This is a genomic window from Paracoccus sp. C2R09 (genome assembly GCF_018860625.1).
Lineage (GTDB): Bacteria > Pseudomonadota > Alphaproteobacteria > Rhodobacterales > Rhodobacteraceae > Paracoccus.
This window is the reverse complement of sequence record NZ_JAHKQB010000038.1, coordinates 57,091-76,129: the sequence shown is the minus strand read 5'-3', so window position 1 is coordinate 76,129 and position 19,039 is coordinate 57,091. Positions and strand designations below refer to the sequence as shown.

The following is a 19,039-nucleotide window of genomic DNA, read 5'->3' as shown; positions in this document are numbered from 1 at the left end:
CAAGGGAGGGAAACAGGGATCATGGTCGGCCTATTCCCTTGCAGGGCTGAGGGGGGAGCATCGATTCATACCAGGACATCTTGCGTCCGAGCTGCATAGAAGTGAAAAAAACCCACCATTAAGACAAAATACCCTGTTAAGATGGGTGCAGGGGCCGGAAATGTCTTGAGGGCTCTGCGCTGCAAAGGCTATTTGTCTAGATGACAAAGGATACTGCCGCGCATCACTGAAGGAGAAGGATCGAGAACCCTAAAACGCAAAACCCCCGCTGACGAACAACGAGGGCTGCGTATAATGCTAACTAGCTTGGTCGCTTCCAGCATTACGCGTTCTCCGACAGCCATGCAAGAAAAAACGCATTCGTGCGAATAGGAGAGCAGTGGCTTTCTCAGTTCGTTCCCGGGCTAAACCAGAGCTGGAACATGAGGGCAATGAACGACGAGAGGGTCCGCGCAGCGGCTCTCGCAGATAGCTTCGCGGGTCTTCCCGCCGGAGTGACGCATCTTGAGCTATGGGATCGCCTGAATGGCGCACGGTGCGACCTTGGGCTGAACAGCAATGAACTTTGGCTGCTGGGCTATTACATCAAGCGCACCAGGGCGAATGATTGGGCCCCGGGAAACCAACCCGTCGTAGCCTGGCCGAAATTCGAGGTCTGCTTTGATAGCGGCTGGTCCGAGGACACCCTGTCCCGCGTCGAGCGCGGACTGTGCGCCAAGGGCTTGATCGCGTTCCGCGACAGCTCGAACTGCAAGCGTCGGGCGTTCCGCACACGGGACGGAGGGCTCCCCGAGAATGCGTCCGGAATTTCCCTCGCGCCGCTCGGAGCCCGTGCCGAGGAGATCTATGCGCTTGCATTCCAGCACACCGAAAACAAACGGAAGCTGGCATCCCTCTACCGTGCGCTGTTCGATGCTCGTGTGCGAGCGAGAAGCCTCCAAAAACATCCCGACCTTCCTGGCTCCATCAAAACTATGATACATAATCTTCTGGCCGAGCTCCCGGCCCGCAAGGATCCGGCCGCGGACATCACGGTGATCACTGCGCTCTTGGAAAAGTCGCAAGACATCCTGCGCCGCCTGGGGGCCATGATCGGTCTTCCGGAAGAGCGGCAGGTCACCGCCGCGGCCAGCGCAGATGGCGGGACAGCCACGCTTCGGCGCCGCTTGCATCGCCCTCGCCGGGACGTTTCGCCTCGCCCCGCATCCTTGCCACACATGCACCGCAAAATTGCCGAGCGTAAAGATCCAGAATCCAAACAACCTATGAAGGATAAGGAATTACTAAGCTTATTGATGGCTGCGCCGGAGACGTTCCGCGCAACACTGGAGGTCGCCCAGGAACGATCCGGCAGCAATGCTTGGGAGATCGTGCTGAACGATGCGATCGACGATTACGGTCGCAACCTGTCCGTGAACAGGAATTACATTGGAAAACTGCGTAGACAGTTTGGCATAAAGAGGACGGTAAAGGCCCTGTTCTGCCTCGGCCGTATGGCCGAAAACGGTGCGGACATCAGAAACCCTGCCGGATATGCACGCCATATTGCCAGTATGCGCTAATATACAAAAAATGGGTCTTCGGGAAGGCATTCTTGACGCCGAATGCGCGACGTGAACGCGTTTTCACTGAAGATTTTTTAAGTGTGTATGGCATTGGCACTTGGGGCTTCGTAATTGGGGGTGGGTCACTTGATTTTCAGGGGTTTTGAACAGCTAATCACTTCTCGTGGGGATGGCTGCTATAATCTTCGGATTTGATTTGCTGTTGTCTCTCTGTAATATCTGAGATTATTTTTGTATGCGAAAAGGATGATCACGATTGATCAAGGTAATTTTTTCTTTTGGCTGCATTGCTGCAGCGCGAGGGTTCGTCTGGTTCATCATCAAACGAAAAATAATCGCTGCGTTCCAGTTTAAGACTTCTCTAGATTTTCAAAGCTTTTAATTATGAGTTGTCATCAGTATTACGTACTCGTACATCGATTGTGTTCTTGGTATTTGAGCTGACGATGCTGAAGTTTGGGGCTAATAATGGACCTTCAAGATGAACTAGCCTCGCTCGAAGAAGCCGGGGTGTGGAGAGTTAATGCGGAACCTGATCGTGCTTTCTCCAAAGCGGGCATTATTCTCAACGAAAGCCCTCAGCAGAATTGCTATTCATCATGGTCAGGATAACGCTACCTCCAGGAGCCTGTCCGCGGTGCTGCAACGATAGTTGCGAGCCAATCGATGAAAGCTTCTAGCCTGCGCAGGCCGGCGGTTCTGGTGAGGTAGAGTGCCGTTATGTCCAGAGGGGCAGCTACCAATTCGCCGGGAAACAGCTCTACGAGACGCCCTTCAACCAGATCTCGGTTTACCATCAGGTCGGAGAAGCGCGCGATACCCATACCCGACGGCACCAGCGCACGGACTGCCTCGCCATTTCCGGCTTCGACCGCGGCGCTGGCCGACACTTTTCCATGATCGCGGAAGCTCAGCTAGCTCATATGTTCCGGTAAGCTAAACCTGACCTGTCAAAGATGCTGAAAGTCGCCGCGGCTTTCGGGCCAACCAAACTTGTCCAGGTAACCCGGTGCGGCACAGGTTGGTAATGTGAAGATGGGGGCCTTTCTCGAGGCGCAGAAACGGAATCTGGCGAACGCCAATGCGAAGCTGGTTGCCGCGGACAGGGCAATGCAGGACCGGGGGGGCCTCCATGGCCGCGAGACCGAGGCTCGGGAAGCTGCCCTCCGGGCATACGAGGAGGCCGTGAACGCGAAGGAGTAGGACCTGTAAGTGGCTTTTCGCAGCCTCGATACTATCATGACCGGCCTGGAGGACGGCTCGGTCACCGTGGCGGACAACAAGATCACAGGCCCGTGTACTCAGCAGCCATCTTCGAAGGGCATTCGCAGCGGATGCACCGAGGACGCCGAGACTGTCGCTCCTCCGGCGCTTCGTCGGGTTTGTCATCAGCTCCTGGAACGCCGCCGAAACTCGCGGCGGACCCGAGATCGAGCAAGACTATCGGGAGGGGCTGTCGATGTAGCGAGAGGGCTCTGGGGCGGTAGAGAATGCAGAGCACCTGAGGACATGGGTGAATGAGGGCGGAAAGCAGACGGTCAGTGCTGCAACTTGACGGCTGCGACATTAGGGGGGAAGCTGCCGTCCGTCGATGGCGATGCAGTCCCAGTCCGTCGCTGTAGAAGGATTTAGCCAGATCGACATTGCCCAATTGACCCGCTTTAGAGTATCGAAACACTGGTTGCCTGCCGATAATCGCAGATCACCAACCCGAAATTTACACTAGCTTGTCGGACGTGGCCTTAAAGCGACACGACATAATTATATAACTACTTGGCGTTAACACCAAGTGCATACAGCAGGGTCTTTGCGGCACTTGATCCCGCCCTTGCAGACACGCATGCCTGAGATCAGGCAAGCGGCTAAATCGTTAAGAAACCGAATAGGGCTCCACTAATGGCTTCCAATAAAAACTATAAGATTTATCTAAATAAATTGGAAGTTGTAGAGGTCGAAGCCCCACCAATCAATAAAATCTCTCACCTATCATATTTGCCGAATTCTCCAAACCCATTTGGAAACACATTAAAACGTGGAAAGTTTGTAAATCATGATGGTAAAAAATGGCTTCTTGATGAACAGCTTTCAGACTTGCATGAACAATATCTTAGTTATGCGAGCGAGGTTTCGCAATTTAAACTGCAGTTTTCGTTCGAAACATCGCTAAAACTTCAAGAAATTGATGCAAATCGGTTTCTTTACTCAATTTCCCGCCATATCGCCCAATGCGGTTGGCGAAACGGACAGCGCGGCCTAGGAGCTTTTTTCCAACTTGGACAGGTCGAAGAAGGATCAATCCGGGGGGATATGTATGCCGGAATTGTAGCCCTTGGAGCTTTCGTGGCGAATTATCCGGATTTGAAAAATGGCTTTCAAGAAATTCTCACGGACGCGCCATTCGTCGTCGAGCAGGTCGCAACCGCTATTCGCGCCGCCAAGTTACCCTCTCAGACCGATCGAGAACATGTGAGTGAGAACGATGATCAGAACGAAGCATATCAGGTAAACGGTCCCACAGAAGTTTTGGGTGAGCGCCCTCCTCAAAATCCGCAACGCCTCCTTCGCAGCGAGTAGATGTAAGCATCGAAATAAACTTCTCTAGGTGGAGCAAGGAGCTAATTATGACGGCAGACGCAAAAAAAAATTACTCCATGTATGTTGAAATTGTTAATGAAATGTATCGGATTGTTACTGCGTCGAATAATTGTGCGAGTCCGATGGCTAGTTACCAAGAGCTTTTCGGCCAATCGCTTCCACGGCTAATTGGAACTTCGTCTGGGGGCTCACTCCAAGTCACCGAACGAATCGACAATCTAATAGAAAAAGTTTCTAGTATTTTATACGAAAACTCAGGGCATACCGAAACGCATTCTGAGGAGGAATACTGGAAGGTTGTCCGGGCGGCATTTGGCGACCCACTAATGCAATTGGACTTGACAAAGAACAAAGAAGCATTAGCCAGTGACCTGAAAGAAGCGGTTATCGCCCGCGTGTTGAGCCACTTTAAAGCACGAGTCCGAGTGTATGCGTTCAGTTGCAGCATGTTCGAGGAGGGCAAGTTTGAGCCGTTTTCAATTGGGCCAGTCTCGTTCTCCAGTCGACAAAGCTGGATCACTTTATCTGAGCAGAATAAACTAATTGATGTGAAAACAGCAAACCGGGCGCGTCAGCGACTAAAGGGAGAAGAGCTAGATGTTCTGGGGGGCGTAAATGCCTTCTACGAGAGGGACCTTTTCGAACTAGTCCTGGGCCCCTCCCGCAACGTTTGCAGCGTGACAACTCAGTCACTCGGATTAGGGACCAGCGAGAAGAGGGCCGCCGAAACAGCCAATTTGGCAATTACCGTTTTGTCGCTCTTCGAGCCGTCGGCATCTGTGTTCCACCGATCATCTTTTCTTGCCTATGATACTTCACCGTATCTGAAGAAAGTCATGTCCTTTGCTCGCGACCAAAAAATTTTGGCTGGGAGTTCTCGCAGCCACTATCCTCCTTCTAGCCTGGATAGCGAGGAGTTCTCAAAATTTCTTCAGCGCCAACAACCGGAACTGAACGTCGCCGGAGAGGCCCTTTCATATGGTGTCATGTCTGATGATCGCGCGTCCAGACCCCGAATATCTCATGCAATACGGACTTCTCTGATCTGGTTTCGACGCGGATGCATTGATAACGATGATCGCGCTGCAATTGTCTTCTTCTCTGCCGCGCTCGACGCGCTTTCTCCTCGAGGCAAACTACGAGGAATAACAGATTTAGTCTGTCAAACGTTGGGAAAGAAGCCAACGGATGCTCTTTGGCTTGACGGGCCGGAGATCCATAAATTGCTGAAGGATATTTATGACCAGGGGCGAAGTCGCCTTATCCACGGCACCTCCGACCGGACAAACAGGGATTGGAGTCAGCTAAGGAAAGAAGCGGAATTGGTTGCAAAATGGTGTCTACTAGGCGCTTTAATTTTTTACGCTAAAAGGCCAGAGTGTGACGAACTTGAGGCGCTGTCACTCCCAGCCACTTGATCATGGTGTGACAATCAGTCTCCCAAATTTGGATTTCAACAATGCTCCAAACCACAACTATCAATGACTGCAATGTCCCGCGCAGCAGACTGTGACCTGCCGATTTCGCTGCGCCAAGTATGAGTGTTTGCTCTCGGGAAGCTGCACGGCGCCGCCGCGACTGCCTCGACCGTCCGCTTTGGGCCGTGAGCGACTGTCAGCAAGGCCGGCAGAGCGGCGGGTTCGTTTAGAGTGCCAATTCGACCTTGCCAAAGGCTTCTTGACGCGCAGCGAGGTCGCTATCTGGTTCTAACCACGGATCTTGTTCGCAAACGCGCCGGGCGACAGTCCCTCGTGACGGACAAAGGCGAGTCCGAAGGCGCTGGCGGACCCGTATCCGACCTTCAGGGCGATCTCGGAAATGGTCAGCCCGCCCTGCCGCAGCAAGGTCTTGGCCAGGGCCATGCGCCATTCGATGGCGTATTGCAGTGGCGCGCGGCCAACTTGCCTGCGGAACCGCTCGAAAAAGCCAGAGCGCGACATGCCGGCAGCCTTCGCCAGTTCTGAGACGGAAAGAGGGCTACCCGGCTCGGCGTGGATGCGTTGCAATGCACCCGAGAGCTGCGGATCCGACAGTCCGCGCAGTAGCCCGGGCGGCAGGGTCGTCGCCTGATCAGAGCGCAGCGCTTCGATCAGAAGGACCTCCAGCAATCGCTCGAGGATCAATCCGCGCCCCGGACGGTCGGCGCGGGTTTCCTCGTGGATTACCGGCACCAGAGCCGTAAGGCGGTTCTGATCTGAGACATGGATCATCTCCGGTAGCAGTGACACGAGAAGGCTCTTGGCCGGCGTGTCAAAGCTGCAATGCCCGACGAGGGCGCGCATATCGACCGGGGCCTCAGCCGCGCCAAGCCGGAACTGTCCGGGACCGGTTTCAAGCGGCAAGCGGGGCACGTGGGGCGGCGGGGGCACTTCGCTGGACATGGTAAAGCCCTGCAGGTGAGGGATCAGCACGAAGTCACCAGCCCTCAGCGTGACCGGATCGCGCCCGATGACGTGCAGCCGGCACTGCCCTTCGACCATCGCGCAGTAGAAAGGGGCGACCATGTCGTGACGCTGCACCAGCCACTGGCCACCAGCTTCGACCATCTTGGAGACGGAGACCGCAGGCTTAAGCAGGGTGACGACACTGGAAAGAGGATCTAAGGGGCTGTCGAGCATCCGTTCAGACGATCTATGAATGATTTCGGACGTCTCTGTATATCGAGGCCGAACTCTGCCGTCTATCTCTCGGTCACACAGACAAGGAGACTTCAAATGCCCCGTATCCTCATCACCGGTTGTTCCTCCGGTTTCGGTCAGGCCATCGCCTCGCAGTTCCTCGATCAGGGCTGGGAGGTCATCGCCACGATGCGCAGTCCCTCCGTTGAAGGGCTGCCGGAGTCCGACCGCCTGCAGGTGCTGGCCTTGGACGTCACCGACCCCGAAAGCATATCGGCTGCGATTGCCGACGCGGGCCAGATCGATGCGCTGGTGAACAACGTCGGTGTCGGCATGCTCAATGTGCTCGAAGGTGCTGACATTGCTCGAGCCCGTGAGCTGTTCGAGACCAACGTGCTGGGCGCCATGGCCATGACCCGCGCCGTGATGCCCGCCATGCGCGCGCGCCGAAGTGGCGTCATCGTCAACGTCAGTTCCAGCGTGACGCTGCGCCCGTTGCCTGCCCTGTCGATCTACAGCGCCAGTAAGGCCGCGCTGAATGCCTTTACCGAAAGCTTCGCGCTCGAGGCTGCTGAATTCGGCATACGTGCCCGGCTGGTCCTGCCCGGCAGCGCACCTTCGACGTCCTTCGGACGCAATGCGGTGGCGCGAATGGGCATGGATGTGCCCGAGGCTTACGGCCCCTTCGTGCAAGCCTATTTTCAGAGCCTTCAGTCCGCGACCGAGCAGACCGAGGCGCACGATGTCGCTCAGGCTGTCTGGCGTGCTGTCACGGATGAGACCGCGCTCATGAGGCTGCCTGCAGGCGCGGACGCACAGACCTGGTTCCGCGAAGCCGGCGTCGCCACGGCGTGATGCGTCCGATGCTGATATCCCTCTCGAACGGAAACACCCATGAACAGACTGATCACTCTCTCCCGCGCCTTGCCGACACCAGAGCCTGAGATCACCGTCGCCTATACGCCGATCCAACTGCCGATGCCCGGTCGCCAGCCGCTTGAGATGCGCCTGACGATTCCTGCTGCCGGGAGGGACCTGCCCATCGTGATCCTGTCGCATGGCTTTGGTCCCTCGAACTACATCCCGTCCAAGGACGGCTATGCCCCTCTCGCGCAGTTCTGGGCGGAACGGGGGCTGGCCGTCATCCAACCGACCCACGCCAGCTCGCGGGTCGGCGGGCTTGACCCGGATTTGCCCAGTGGGCCCTTCTTCTGGCGCGAGAGGGTGGCGGAAATGCGCGCCATCCTCGACCAGTTGACCGAGGTCGAAAGACAAGCTCCCGCCGCGGCCGGGCGGCTGGACCATGATCGGATTGCGGTGGCTGGGCATTCCCTTGGCGGGCACACTTGCAGCCTGCTGCTTGGCGCGCGCCTGCCTGATGAGGACTTTCTCGACCCGCGCGTCCGTGCCGGCATCCTTCTGGCCTCTCCGGGCCGCGGTGGTGCGGACCTGACTCCCGAAAATGCCGTGCGCTTTCCGTTCTTCGATGTGGATTTCAGCGGTATCAAAGCCCCAACGTTCGTGGTTCGCGGTGGCGACGACGACCCGCATTTTTACGCCCCGTGGCCCCGGCTGGTATGCTGATCCGTTCCATGAGGCCCCCGGGGCCGAGGCTCTGCTGACGATCAACGGTGTCGGCCATGGCTTGGGCGGCATCGCAGGGTGGGACGCGCGCGAAACCGAAGCAGAAGACCCAGACGCGCTGGAGGTCACACGCCGACTGACGCTGGCCTGGCTGAGGAGCACCTTTGCGATAGAGCCCGCCGCTTGGACACGAAGCACGTTTGCACTCGAAGAAAACGCGGCATCAATTGCGGAAATCACATCAAAATAGACGTGACTTTCAGGGGCAGATTGGCGCGCACAGCGGTCACGAGGGCGATGGAGATGCTGCGCGCTGCACGAACGTCCGCTTCGTGAAGCCGCTCTGCACCGATGAACCCGCCGACCAACGGCCGCTAAGGACCTTGACCGATGGAAGGCACCCTTAGTTCTCTGATGTTGTGCGACACCGAGGCTGACGCTTTTCGGCCTCTTTTGACCGGGATCCAACAGGCGGATACAAGGGCACATAGAAGTGCGTTCGACTGGCAGCAGGGCGGCGCCGGTCGCGAGGATTTTAATGGACAACGATCTGACTACGGGACAATGCCTTTGTGGCGCAGTGAAATTCTGCATATGTGGAGAATTCGAGAGTTTTTTCCTTTGCCACTGTTCCCGTTGCCGCAAGGGAAGCGGTTCTGCCCATTCTGCAAACCTTTTTTCGTTCACAGCCAAACTCAACTGGATTTCAGGCGAATCAAACATCAAAACGTTTCGTCTCCCTGGGTCACGACACATTAAAAACTTTTGCTCCGGATGCGGATCCGCACTGCCTATTTCTGAGCCGGAAACTGGTTTGGTTGTGGTGCCAGCAGGATCCCTTGACGGCCAGTTCTGCATGCAACCGAACGCGCATATCTGCTGCTCCAGTCGCGCGAAGTGGGACAACGACCTGGCTTCCATCGAGAGGATCGACGGGCTTCCTGGCTGAACGGTCACACCGATGATGATGATCTTGGACAACAGCGAGGCGAAAAGGTCGCGACAGCCGCGTTTGTTAGGCTCTGCTGTCATCCGAGGGACAGAGACGCTGCGTTAAGCACGACTGGCTGCAAATGGCGTCCGCCATTGCAGCCTTTTGACGTCGTGGCCAAGGTCAGCTTTGGGTCGAAACGCGCGGTGCAATTCTCGACCATCTCAGAACACCCTCGGCAGTGCATCGATGAAGGGCTTTAGGAGGGGCAGGGGGGGGGTACGCTGGCCGTAGCGGCGGTTCTCCTCCGAGCTGTTGCTGTGGCCCAGCAGGTGGCGGCGTGAGAGGTCTGGCACGTCCTGCCGGTAGCGTAGCTCATCGGTCACGTAATGCCGGAACGCGTGGGAGTTCTTCTTCACCGCGTCCTCGCCCAGCTGGGCGTGCAGCAGCTTGTGCCAGTTGAAGCCGACCGCCACTGATCAGCGTGCCGCGCCCCTTCCTTCGCTTCAGATCGGAGGGATTACCCTTCTTGCGTGACCAGACGCGGGTGTCACTTGACAGCAGACTGCCGGCGCTCCATAAGATAAAAACCAATAATGGAATTTGTAAACGCCAGATATGGGATTCGGATGGACCCGACTGAACGGACACTACAGGTGCTGGAATACATCATGGCGGCGGGCCCCGGCCCGGTGAAGCAGGTGGATATCGCGCGCCATTGCGGGCTTTCGCCGTCGACGCTGAATCGCATTGTTAAGTCTTTGTCCGAGTGGGGCTATCTATTCCGGACTAGCGAGAAGTACTGTGTCCGCAACTTCCGGCTCGAGCGGAACGTGCCGATGTCGCACACCTATCTGGCGAAGCTCGACGGGATGATGAAGGACCTCTCGGTAAGCCTAGGGGTCTCGGCGGAGGTCATCGTCGTCGCAGGCCACGAGCTTCTATGGCATTCGAAGGCGGACCACCCTGATCCGAATGTCGTCATCCGGGCAGGTGTCGGGTTCCGTCGTTCGCTTTATGAACTTGACGTCCTATCGCAGCTGTATCTGAGCCGGCTGCCCTGGGATGACGTTATCACACAATTCTATACCGATGGCTTTTTCGAAACGCTGAGGCGAGGCGCGGCTACGACACGGTGGCTGCCAGCCGATAAGGTTCGCGCCGTGCTCGACCGCATGCGCCCCGAGGTGTTCGCGGCCGATAACGAGGGTAACCATGTCGGCATCCGTAGATACGCAACAGTAGTGGAAGACCCGAACGGTAGGTTCCTGCATCTTCTGGCCCTGGCCGAACCCGACACAGCGTCGAATGATCGTTTGGAGTTGTACCGGGAGGCGCTGCTGAAGGTTCGCGCTGAGCTGTCGGAGCTGGGATATGCCGAGAGCGCAACCAACCGGCTTGCGCCGAAGCATCATGCAATGCCGCTGCGCGGGGGGTGACGCGGCTTCAAACTGGAAGGAATATTGGGAGGGACCATGAAATACTCGACCTCGGCGGTTTCGCAGGGGATTGCATTCGCATGACCTGGAGAAGCCTGAACATACTTATATCCACGGTGCTGGTCCTCGGGGGCGCAAGCTATGCGGTGGCCATCAACCGCAGCGCATCGGACGCAATTTTCTTCTCTTCGGCGGGGATCGGCCCGGCGTACTTCCCGAACATCCTTGCCGTGCTTCTTGTTGCATTGAGCGTCATTACGCTGGTCAAGAACCTGCGCGACCCAAGCCCCGAACTCGCATCCAAAGTCACCACGGTCAATTCGATCTACATTGTCGCGACGCTGGTCCTGGCGGCCGCCGCGATCGCCGCCTGGCAGTTCACGGGCTATTTCTATCCAGTCGTATTCATCCTGCTGGCTTTGTTGATCGCAATCTTCAGGGCGGAATTCGGGGCGATGCGGTCGCTCGGTGTCGGCGTCGTGACATCAGCGGCTACGACGCTGTTCATCTATGCACTGTTCGGAAGAATTTTGCAGATTTCGTTCTGAGGAGGGCGGAATGGAAACGCTTGGTCATGATCTGATCAATCTATTCACGATCACCAATATGCTTTGCATCCTGCTGGGCACATTGGTCGGTATGGTCTTTGGCGCGTTGCCGGGCCTTGGAACCGTCATCGCAGTGGCCCTGCTGCTGCCTGTTACTTTCACCTTACCGCCGCTTGCGGGCATCCTGATGCTGCTCGCGACTTACCAGGCAGGCGAATATGGGGGCTCAATCTCGGCGATCCTGCTAGGGGTGCCGGGCACGCCGCAGGCTGCAGCCACGGTAATCGACGGGCATCCTATGGCCATGAACGATTCACCGGGCAAGGCACTCAGCTACTCGCTGCTCTCGTCCAGCGTCGGCGGCATCTTCGGTGGGCTTGTGCTGATCTTCGTCTCGGTCCCGCTGGCAAAGTTCGCGCTGAATTTTGGCAGTCCCGAGTATTTCCTACTCGGTGTAATCGGCTTGCTGACTGTCGCGCTGTTGAGCGGGCGCGACAAGATAAAGAGCATGATTTCAGTCGTGCTGGGCCTGATGGCGGGCACAGTAGGCGTCGATGCGCTTACCGGTGTAGATCGCGCAACATTCGGCCAGCCCGAACTTATGGACGGAATCAATCTGGTGGCACTGCTGGTGGGTATCTTTGCCATCTCTGAGTTGCTGTCGATGATCAGCAAGGGGCTGAACATCAGCTACGTGGCGGATTACGACAGACTGAAAACTGGCCTGACGATCGAGGAAATGAAGGGGGTCGCCAAACCGACCATGATAGGATCGTTGATCGGAGCAGGGACGGGTATTCTGCCCGGCATCGGCGGTGGAGCGGCATGCTGGTTCGCCTACGCCGTTGCCAGCAAGTTTTCGAAGAACCCCGGCGCATTCGGACGTGGCAGTGCCGAAGGCATCACGGCACCTGAATCCTCGAACAACGCCTCGGCCGGCGGCGCCCTAGTCCCATTCCTCGCACTCGGTATACCGGGATCGGCGGCGGTGGCCATCATCATGGGTGCGTTTGTCATGCATGGAATACAGCCCGGCCCAGGCGTATTCGCAGCGGAAAGAGACCTCGTCTATGGCATCTTCTACGGGTTTATCGTCACGACCGTCGCGATGTACCTGGTCGGCCGCCTGTTGACGCCGATGTTCGCCAGAGTGCTCGTGGTTCCGAATTCGTTCTTGGTGGCCATCGTGCTGGTCCTCTGCTTGATCGGAATCTACGCATCCAAGGCCGCCTTCTTCGATCTCTGGCTGGCATTGGCGATCGGCGTGCTGTTCTACATCCTTAAAAGGCTCGAATACTCGGTGTCCTCGGTCATCATCGCCTATGTGCTTGCGCCGATCATCGAGGAGAACTTCCGCAGGTCGCTGAACCTGTCGAACGGTAGCTATGACATCTTCGTCTCGGGGCCCTATTCGATCCTACTCGTTATGATGATCTTCGGCGCGCTGACGGCGAGCATTCATGGCGGCATCAAGAGGCGTCAGAACTTAGAGCCTTACTGAACCTCAGGAAGAACGAAACGTCGAGATGCCGCCCTAGCAGGCGGTGTCGGAAACCCAATTCCCGAGCATGTGCGCATCAACCGGGGAAAACTGGACTGGAGGGAGGAAAACTCATGGTCAAACTGCTTCAAGGGGTCAAACGGGGTACTGCGGTACTCGCATCGCTGGCCGTACTCGGAGGCGCGTCACCGCTTGCTGCCGAAGGCTATCCTGAGAAACCGATCACTTGGATTGTACCGGACGGCGCTGGCGGCGGGCTGGATTCCATCGTTCGAACGATTTCGCCCTATGTGGCGCGGAACCTGCCAAACGACGCAAATATTGTGCTCAAGAACCTCCCCGGAGCAACCCAGACGATCGCCGTTTCAGCAGTGCATGACGCGACGCCCGACGGCTATACGATCGGTCAGGCCTCGGTTGCGCCGCTGACGATCATGCCCCACCTGGGCAAGACGAGCTATGCCGGTTACGAGGATTTTGACCTCATCGCGAATGTTTTTGATGCGGCGCATTACATGGTCGTTTCCGGGGATTCGCAGTTCGAAACCTTCGAGGATCTTCTGACATATGCCAAGGCGCATCCCGGCGAGGTGAAGGTCGGAATTGATGGAGTCTTCAATGCGCAGCATCTCCCGCTGCTAGGTCTAGAGCAGGCTGCCGAGATCAACTTGAATGAAATCACCTACCAAAGCAGTGCCGAAACCAAGAAGGCGCTGCTGGGAGGCGAAATCGACGCTGGCATCATGCCCTCACACATCATTATTTCGGAATACGAGAGCGGCAGTCTGCGGCCGGTGGTCGACGTCATGGAGGTCAAGCCCGATTATCTGGCGGAGATCCCCTCACTCGCGGATCTGGGCTTCACCCCCAGCCAGCTGTTCGTAGGAGTTATCGCTCCAAAGGGGACGCCGCAGGATATTCGCGACACGCTGACCGCAGCAATCGACGCGGCCCTGCGGGACCCGGAGCTGATCGAGACACTGGCCACACGCAAGGTCCTGGTGAACTACAACGATCCCCAGGAGTACGCCAACAGGCTCGAGCAGCTGAATTCGATCAACCGCCAGATCCTGAGCGATTTCGGCGTCCTGAAGTAAGCGCTTCGGTCCGACCGACCCTGAACAATGCGAAAGATCCAGCTGCGCGGAGAGCATTCTGCGCGGCCTCGGGACAGACATGTTCCGCGACGTCCAAACGAAAGTTCCCGATACGATGAGTGATCAGAAACAACCAAACTTCCTCTGGATCTGCACGGACCAACAGCGTTTCGACACGATCCGCGCTCTGGGGAACTCGCATATCCATACGCCGAACCTCGACCGGCTGGTGGAGTCGGGGGTCACGATGGAGCAGGCCTACTGCCAGAACCCGGTCTGCACGCCCAGTCGGGCTAGTTTCCTGACCGGGCGCTATCCCCGCGCAGTAGGCGTGACACGCAACGGCAACGACCATTTTCCGGATGACGAGGTCTTGGTTCCGGGCATCCTTGCCGATCACGGCTATGTTTGCGGCCTTATCGGCAAGCTTCACCTTTCTTCTGCCGATGGCCGTACTGAAGTTCTGCCGAAGAACCACGGCTACGATTTTGTCCGCTGGAGCCATGGGCCCCGGGACGGCTGGGGCGATGACAATGCCTATCAGGCATGGCTGCGCTCCAAGGGTGTCGCATGGGAAGATCTCTACAAAGGTAGGGCTGGAGGAATCCCGGCAGAGCATCATCAGACAACTTGGTGTGCTGAGGAGGCAATGGGTTTCATCGACGCCAATTGCGACCGCCCTTGGTTGTTGAGCATCAACATCTTCGATCCGCATCATCCCTTTGATCCGCCCGCCGAATACAAGGCGAAATACCCTGCCAAGGACATGCCCCTTCCAAAATGGCGCGAGGGGGAATTGGACCGGAAACCCCCCATCCAGCGTAAAGATTACGAGGAGGGCGGCCAGAGCGGCCTCGGCCCCGCCTGCAGCGCGCTGAGCGATTTAGACATGCAGGACTATGTCTCGGACTATTATGCGATGATCGAGCTGATCGACGTGCAACTCGGGCGCATGATCGACCATCTCGAGAAGCGAGGTCTGCGCGATGACACGGTCATCATCTTCCATAGCGACCACGGAGAGATGCTGGGCGATCACGGCCTCATTCTGAAGGGAGGCCATTTCTACCAGGAACTGGTACATGTGCCGTTGATCCTGTCATGCCCTGCGCGGATCAGGTCGGATGTGAAAAGTCCTGCACTCACCGAGCTGGTCGATATCGCGCCCACAATCCTCGAACTGGCCCAGGTCCCTGTGCCTTACCGGATGCAGGGTCGAAGCATTGCTGGATTGCTAAGAGGGCAGGTGGATCCCGGCGCGCACCGCAGCTCGGTCTATTGCGAATACTACGACTCCCTGCCCGCCGCCCATCACGGCACCTACGCGACCATGTATTTCGACGGACGGTACAAGGTCACAGTGTTCCACGGCCAAGACGTCGGCGAACTTTACGACCTTAAAGCGGACCCCGACGAGTTCGAGAACCTCTGGGACATTCCGGACTGCCGCGATCTGCGAAACGAGCTGGTTCTCCGCAGCTTCGACCGGAGCATCCGCACGGTCGAACCCGTCGAAATCGTCGGCAACTTCTGAATATCCGCGATACCCGCGCATAGCGGGCCCTTAGCGAGGAAAGCCAATATATGACAAAGAAACCAAATATCGTCTTCATCCTGACCGACCAGCAACGCTACGACACGATTGCCGCGCTTGGATTTCCCCATGTCCAAACGCCCAACCTTGACCGGCTGGTACGGGAGGGCACCAGTTTCGATCGGACCTACGTCACCTCCCCGTCCTGCAGCCCGTCGCGCGCCTCGTTGTTCACAGGGACCTATCCACATACGAACGGTGTCTTCCGAAATGACGAGCGATGGAACTACAGCTGGGTATCGGATCTGAACGCTGGCGGGTATCGCTGCGTGAATGTCGGCAAGATGCATACCTGGCCCGTCGAGGGGGCCTTCGGCTTCCACGAGCGGCATGTGACCGAAAACAAGGACCGCGCGCACCCGAACCTACCCTTCTATCTGGACAACTGGGACAAGGCGATCTGGACTCGCGGTTTTGAGAAGCCTAGCCGGCAGACCTACAAACACCGCGACGATTATCGCGATGCACTCGGTGCCTTTGCTTGGGAACTGCCCGAGGATTTGCATCCAGACGTCTTTGTTCCCCAAACCGCCTGCATGTGGCTCGACCGGTATTCTGGGAAAGAGCCATTCTTTCTACAGATCGGAATCCCCGGGCCCCATCCGCCCTATGATCCAACCCAACGGTTCCTCGACATGTACGAGGGCAAGGAATTCCCGGCCCCGATCCGAGATTACGATCTCGACAGCCAGCCTGCACCGTTCCGCGCCCTGCGCGACAACCACCTGAACGACGATCACGATGCGGTGGTGCATCTGAAAGATCCGACGGCCGAACAGATGCAGCGCCAGCGCGCGCATTACTTCGCAAATGTCACCATGATCGATGAGCAGGTCGGTTGCATCATTGAGGCCTTGGAACGACGCGGTGTGCTTGAGGAGACAATTATCGTCTTCGCCTCGGACCATGGCGACTGCCTGAACGACCACGGCCATTCGCAGAAATGGAATATGTATGAGCAATCGGTCCATGTTCCCACGATCATCTGGGGGCCGGGCATACCGAGTGGGCGCCGTGTAGAGGACCTCGTCTCCCTTATGGACCTGGGCCCGACGATCCTTGAACTGAGCGGCCTTGAGCCCCCGGAATGGATGGAGGCGCAGTCGCTTCTTCCCTATTTCGGCGACACACGCCCCGAACGGCGGAACTGCATCTTTGCCGAACACGCACGCGACGCAATCCTGACAGAGACCGAGTTCGTCTCCATGGTAATTCTCAGCGATTGGAAGATGGTTCATTTCGTGGATTCGGACGAAGGGCAGCTGTTCGAGCTGTCCTCCGACCCGGGCGAACGGAACAATCGCTGGAACGACCCAGCCTGTGCCGAAAAGAAGATCGAGCTGACGAACAAGTTGCTCGATTGGCGCATCCGCAGCGATCTGCGTACGCAGAAGTTTCGCAACGTGCTGGCACGTGCCGTACCTGCCTGACCCATTGTCGGGAGTACGTAGGGACGGGCAGGGGGAACCCGGCCCGATCCTGAGCGACATGCCGGCTGCCACGAGAAACACGGATAAATTTGAGACCGGAGATGCTTGCCCTTCGACATGAAACAACCCGGCACATGTTGTGTCGCAACGGCTCCATCCGCCATCTTGCAGGCGAATGGAGGAGCGGGGTTCTCCTGCCATGAACGCTCTTACTGACCGGGATTTACTACTGCCCCGCAAGCATCACGGGCTGGCTGTCGCTGCCCGTGGCAAACTGTTTCGCCGCAAACTCTTCGCGCGCGGAAACGCCATCGGCTTCATGGTGCTGGCCATCGCAGTAGGGGCGATCGCCGGTTGTGTCGTTAGCGCGATCAGCCTGGCCTCACATGCGCTGCATAGCGCTCTGTACCGCGTTCCTTTCGGCGCAGGGCTGAGCGGCTCCGACCTCGCGCGTGGATGGAGGCTTCTGGCCATACCCGTTGCCGGGGGATTGCTTACATCGCTTTTCCTCCATTTGCGGCGTCGAAGCGGCGTGATCGTCGACCCGATCGAAGCGAATGCTCTCTACGGGGGGCGCATGTCGCTCACGGACAGCGTCTGGGTAAGCTTGCAGAACTTGGCATCGAACGGGTTCGGCCTCTCGGCAGGGCTTGAGGCTGCCTATACGCAAGTCTCGTCCGGGATAGCCTCGAAGCTGGGGCTGAAGCTGAAACTGCGCCGCGAGGATACGCGCGTTTTGGTCGGTTGCGGCGCGGCGGGTGCGATCGCGGCGGCATTCGGCGCGCCCCTGACAGGAGCATTCTATGCCTTCGAACTGATCATAGGTACTTACAGCGCCGTGTCGCTCGGTCCGGTCGTCACGGCAGCGATCGTGGCGATGCTGGTGTCGCGGACGCTGTCGGGTGATCCGTTCACCATCGATGTTGGCCCTATCGGTGCGATTACCGCAGCCGACCTTCTACCTGCTATAGTGATGGGTGGCGTTTCTGCTGCGTTGGGCATCCTGGTCATGATCGGTGTTGCACGAACCGAACGTTTGGCAGTGCTGGCACGGATCCCCGCCTGGGCACGGCCAGCGCTCGGCGGGCTGTTGGTCGGCGGGCTTGCCTTCGTATCGACGCAAGTGCTGTCCGCGGGCCATGGTGCGATGCATATCAACCTCGAACATGAAATGGGATTCGCGACGCTGGCCGGCTTGTTCCTGCTGAAGGCGCTTGCCACTGCGATCACCATCGGGTCAGGATTCCGTGGCGGTCTGTTCTTCGCATCGCTGCTACTGGGCGCGCTGGTAGGCAAGGCATTGGCCATTCCAATGGAACTTGCCATACCGGGGGTCATGTCCTCGGCGGCCCTGGCCGTGATCGGGATGAGCGCCTTTGGTGTCGCGGTCATCGGAGGCCCCTTGGCGATGACGTTCCTGACACTGGAAGTAACGGGAGAGTTCCCCATCGCGGTTCTGGTCCTCGCGGCTTCGATCACTTCGTCCCTCGTCGTGCGGCAGACCTTCGGATACAGCTTCAGCACATGGCGCTTCCACCTGAGAGGTGAGACGATCCGCGGGGCCCATGATGTCGGCTGGATCCGCAATCTCACCGTGGATCGGCTGATGCGTCGCGACGTGGTGACCGCGGACGCAACCATGACCCCGCACGAGTTCCGCCAGGCATTCCCCTTGGGGTCGACTCAACGGGTGATCGTTACCGACGCGGAGAACGCCTATGAGGCGATGGTCATGGTCCCGGAGATTCATGCGGACGCGGATTCGGCCGAGCCTCGCACCGAGCTGACAAGTTTCTTTCATCAACAGACTGACGTCCTGCTACCCGGCATGAATGCGCGTCAAGCAGCGGCGCTGTTCGAACGTGGCAGCGCCGAGGCACTTGCAGTCGTCAGCGACAGGATCGAAAGACGGGTCGTGGGCCTGCTAACCGAAACGCATACGCTTCGTCGCTACAGCGAGGAACTGGACAAGCAGCGGCGCGACATGATCGGCGCGGCTGAGTGAACGAGGAGGGGAACCTGATGGAAGGTGGGGTAAAGGCCTGCTGTGGCGTCAAACGGGGCGAGGTGACAGATCGGTCTCATTCGCGAGACGCAGACTACCATTCGTTCGCGACGAGCGTACCGGAGGCTTCGG

Annotated in this window: 16 protein-coding genes; 13 read left to right on the top strand and 3 right to left on the bottom strand. The window is 57.8% G+C overall.

Features of this window, described 5'->3' with window-relative positions; all coding sequences use genetic code 11:
- Positions 1-431 precede the first annotated feature (431 nt).
- Positions 432-1,562, top strand: a complete 1,131-nt coding sequence (locus KO490_RS15970; protein ID WP_216020417.1) for a helix-turn-helix domain-containing protein — start codon at positions 432-434, stop codon at positions 1,560-1,562.
- Positions 1,563-2,179: 617 nt separating this feature from the next.
- On the opposite strand, the gene KO490_RS16730 is transcribed toward KO490_RS15970, so the two are convergent.
- Complete coding sequence (locus KO490_RS16730) at positions 2,180-2,455, bottom strand: LysR substrate-binding domain-containing protein (protein ID WP_216020416.1); 276 nt, start codon at positions 2,453-2,455, stop codon at positions 2,180-2,182.
- 1,006 nt (positions 2,456-3,461) lie between these two features.
- Between KO490_RS16730 and KO490_RS15960 the strand changes: the two genes are divergently transcribed.
- A complete protein-coding gene (locus tag KO490_RS15960) occupies positions 3,462-4,139 on the top strand; it encodes a hypothetical protein (protein ID WP_216020415.1) in 678 nt (225 codons plus the stop codon).
- A gap of 47 nt (positions 4,140-4,186) precedes the next feature.
- Positions 4,187-5,578, top strand: coding sequence for a hypothetical protein (locus KO490_RS15955; RefSeq protein WP_216020414.1), 1,392 nt, complete (start codon positions 4,187-4,189; stop codon positions 5,576-5,578).
- A 288-nt stretch (positions 5,579-5,866) separates the two neighbouring features.
- Here KO490_RS15955 and KO490_RS15950 read toward each other — a convergent pair whose 3' ends face one another.
- Entirely contained in the window at positions 5,867-6,778 is a 912-nt protein-coding gene (locus tag KO490_RS15950; RefSeq protein ID WP_216020413.1) for an AraC family transcriptional regulator, read from the bottom strand.
- Between the two features lie 96 nt (positions 6,779-6,874).
- Here KO490_RS15950 and KO490_RS15945 point away from each other — a divergent pair, with 96 nt between their 5' ends.
- The 3 genes from KO490_RS15945 (at position 6,875) to KO490_RS16725 (ending at position 9,311) form a co-directional block, all read left to right on the top strand.
- On the top strand, positions 6,875-7,633 hold the full coding sequence (locus KO490_RS15945; RefSeq protein ID WP_216020412.1) for an SDR family oxidoreductase: 759 nt from the start codon (positions 6,875-6,877) through the stop codon (positions 7,631-7,633).
- Between the two features lie 39 nt (positions 7,634-7,672).
- Positions 7,673-8,362, top strand: a complete 690-nt coding sequence (locus KO490_RS15940) for an alpha/beta fold hydrolase (protein ID WP_252727251.1) — start codon at positions 7,673-7,675, stop codon at positions 8,360-8,362.
- 538 nt (positions 8,363-8,900) lie between these two features.
- Complete coding sequence (locus tag KO490_RS16725) at positions 8,901-9,311, top strand: GFA family protein (RefSeq protein WP_216020411.1); 411 nt, start codon at positions 8,901-8,903, stop codon at positions 9,309-9,311.
- 206 nt (positions 9,312-9,517) lie between these two features.
- Here KO490_RS16725 and KO490_RS15930 read toward each other — a convergent pair whose 3' ends face one another.
- A complete protein-coding gene (locus tag KO490_RS15930; protein ID WP_216020410.1) occupies positions 9,518-9,769 on the bottom strand; it encodes a hypothetical protein in 252 nt (83 codons plus the stop codon).
- A 120-nt stretch (positions 9,770-9,889) separates the two neighbouring features.
- On the opposite strand from KO490_RS15930, the gene KO490_RS15925 reads away from it, so the two are divergent.
- From KO490_RS15925 to KO490_RS15895, 7 genes are all read left to right on the top strand, one after another.
- Entirely contained in the window at positions 9,890-10,732 is an 843-nt protein-coding gene (locus tag KO490_RS15925; RefSeq protein WP_368500177.1) for a MarR family transcriptional regulator, read from the top strand.
- A gap of 80 nt (positions 10,733-10,812) precedes the next feature.
- Positions 10,813-11,280, top strand: a complete 468-nt coding sequence (locus KO490_RS15920) for a tripartite tricarboxylate transporter TctB family protein (RefSeq protein WP_216020408.1) — start codon at positions 10,813-10,815, stop codon at positions 11,278-11,280.
- Positions 11,281-11,290: 10 nt separating this feature from the next.
- On the top strand, positions 11,291-12,781 hold the full coding sequence (locus tag KO490_RS15915) for a tripartite tricarboxylate transporter permease (RefSeq protein ID WP_216020407.1): 1,491 nt from the start codon (positions 11,291-11,293) through the stop codon (positions 12,779-12,781).
- Positions 12,782-12,894: 113 nt separating this feature from the next.
- Positions 12,895-13,878 carry a tripartite tricarboxylate transporter substrate binding protein gene (locus KO490_RS15910; RefSeq protein ID WP_216020406.1) on the top strand — a complete coding sequence of 328 codons (984 nt, stop codon included), beginning with the start codon at positions 12,895-12,897 and terminating at the stop codon, positions 13,876-13,878.
- Between the two features lie 79 nt (positions 13,879-13,957).
- Positions 13,958-15,412 carry a sulfatase gene (locus KO490_RS15905; RefSeq protein WP_216020405.1) on the top strand — a complete coding sequence of 485 codons (1,455 nt, stop codon included), beginning with the start codon at positions 13,958-13,960 and terminating at the stop codon, positions 15,410-15,412.
- 50 nt (positions 15,413-15,462) lie between these two features.
- Positions 15,463-16,902 (top strand): sulfatase, encoded by a 1,440-nt coding sequence (locus KO490_RS15900; protein ID WP_216020404.1) that lies wholly within the window; start codon positions 15,463-15,465, stop codon positions 16,900-16,902.
- 199 nt (positions 16,903-17,101) lie between these two features.
- The gene (locus tag KO490_RS15895; RefSeq protein ID WP_216020403.1) at positions 17,102-18,907 is read left to right on the top strand and encodes a chloride channel protein; all 1,806 of its coding nucleotides are present in this window, start codon (positions 17,102-17,104) and stop codon (positions 18,905-18,907) included.
- Positions 18,908-19,039 lie beyond the last annotated feature (132 nt).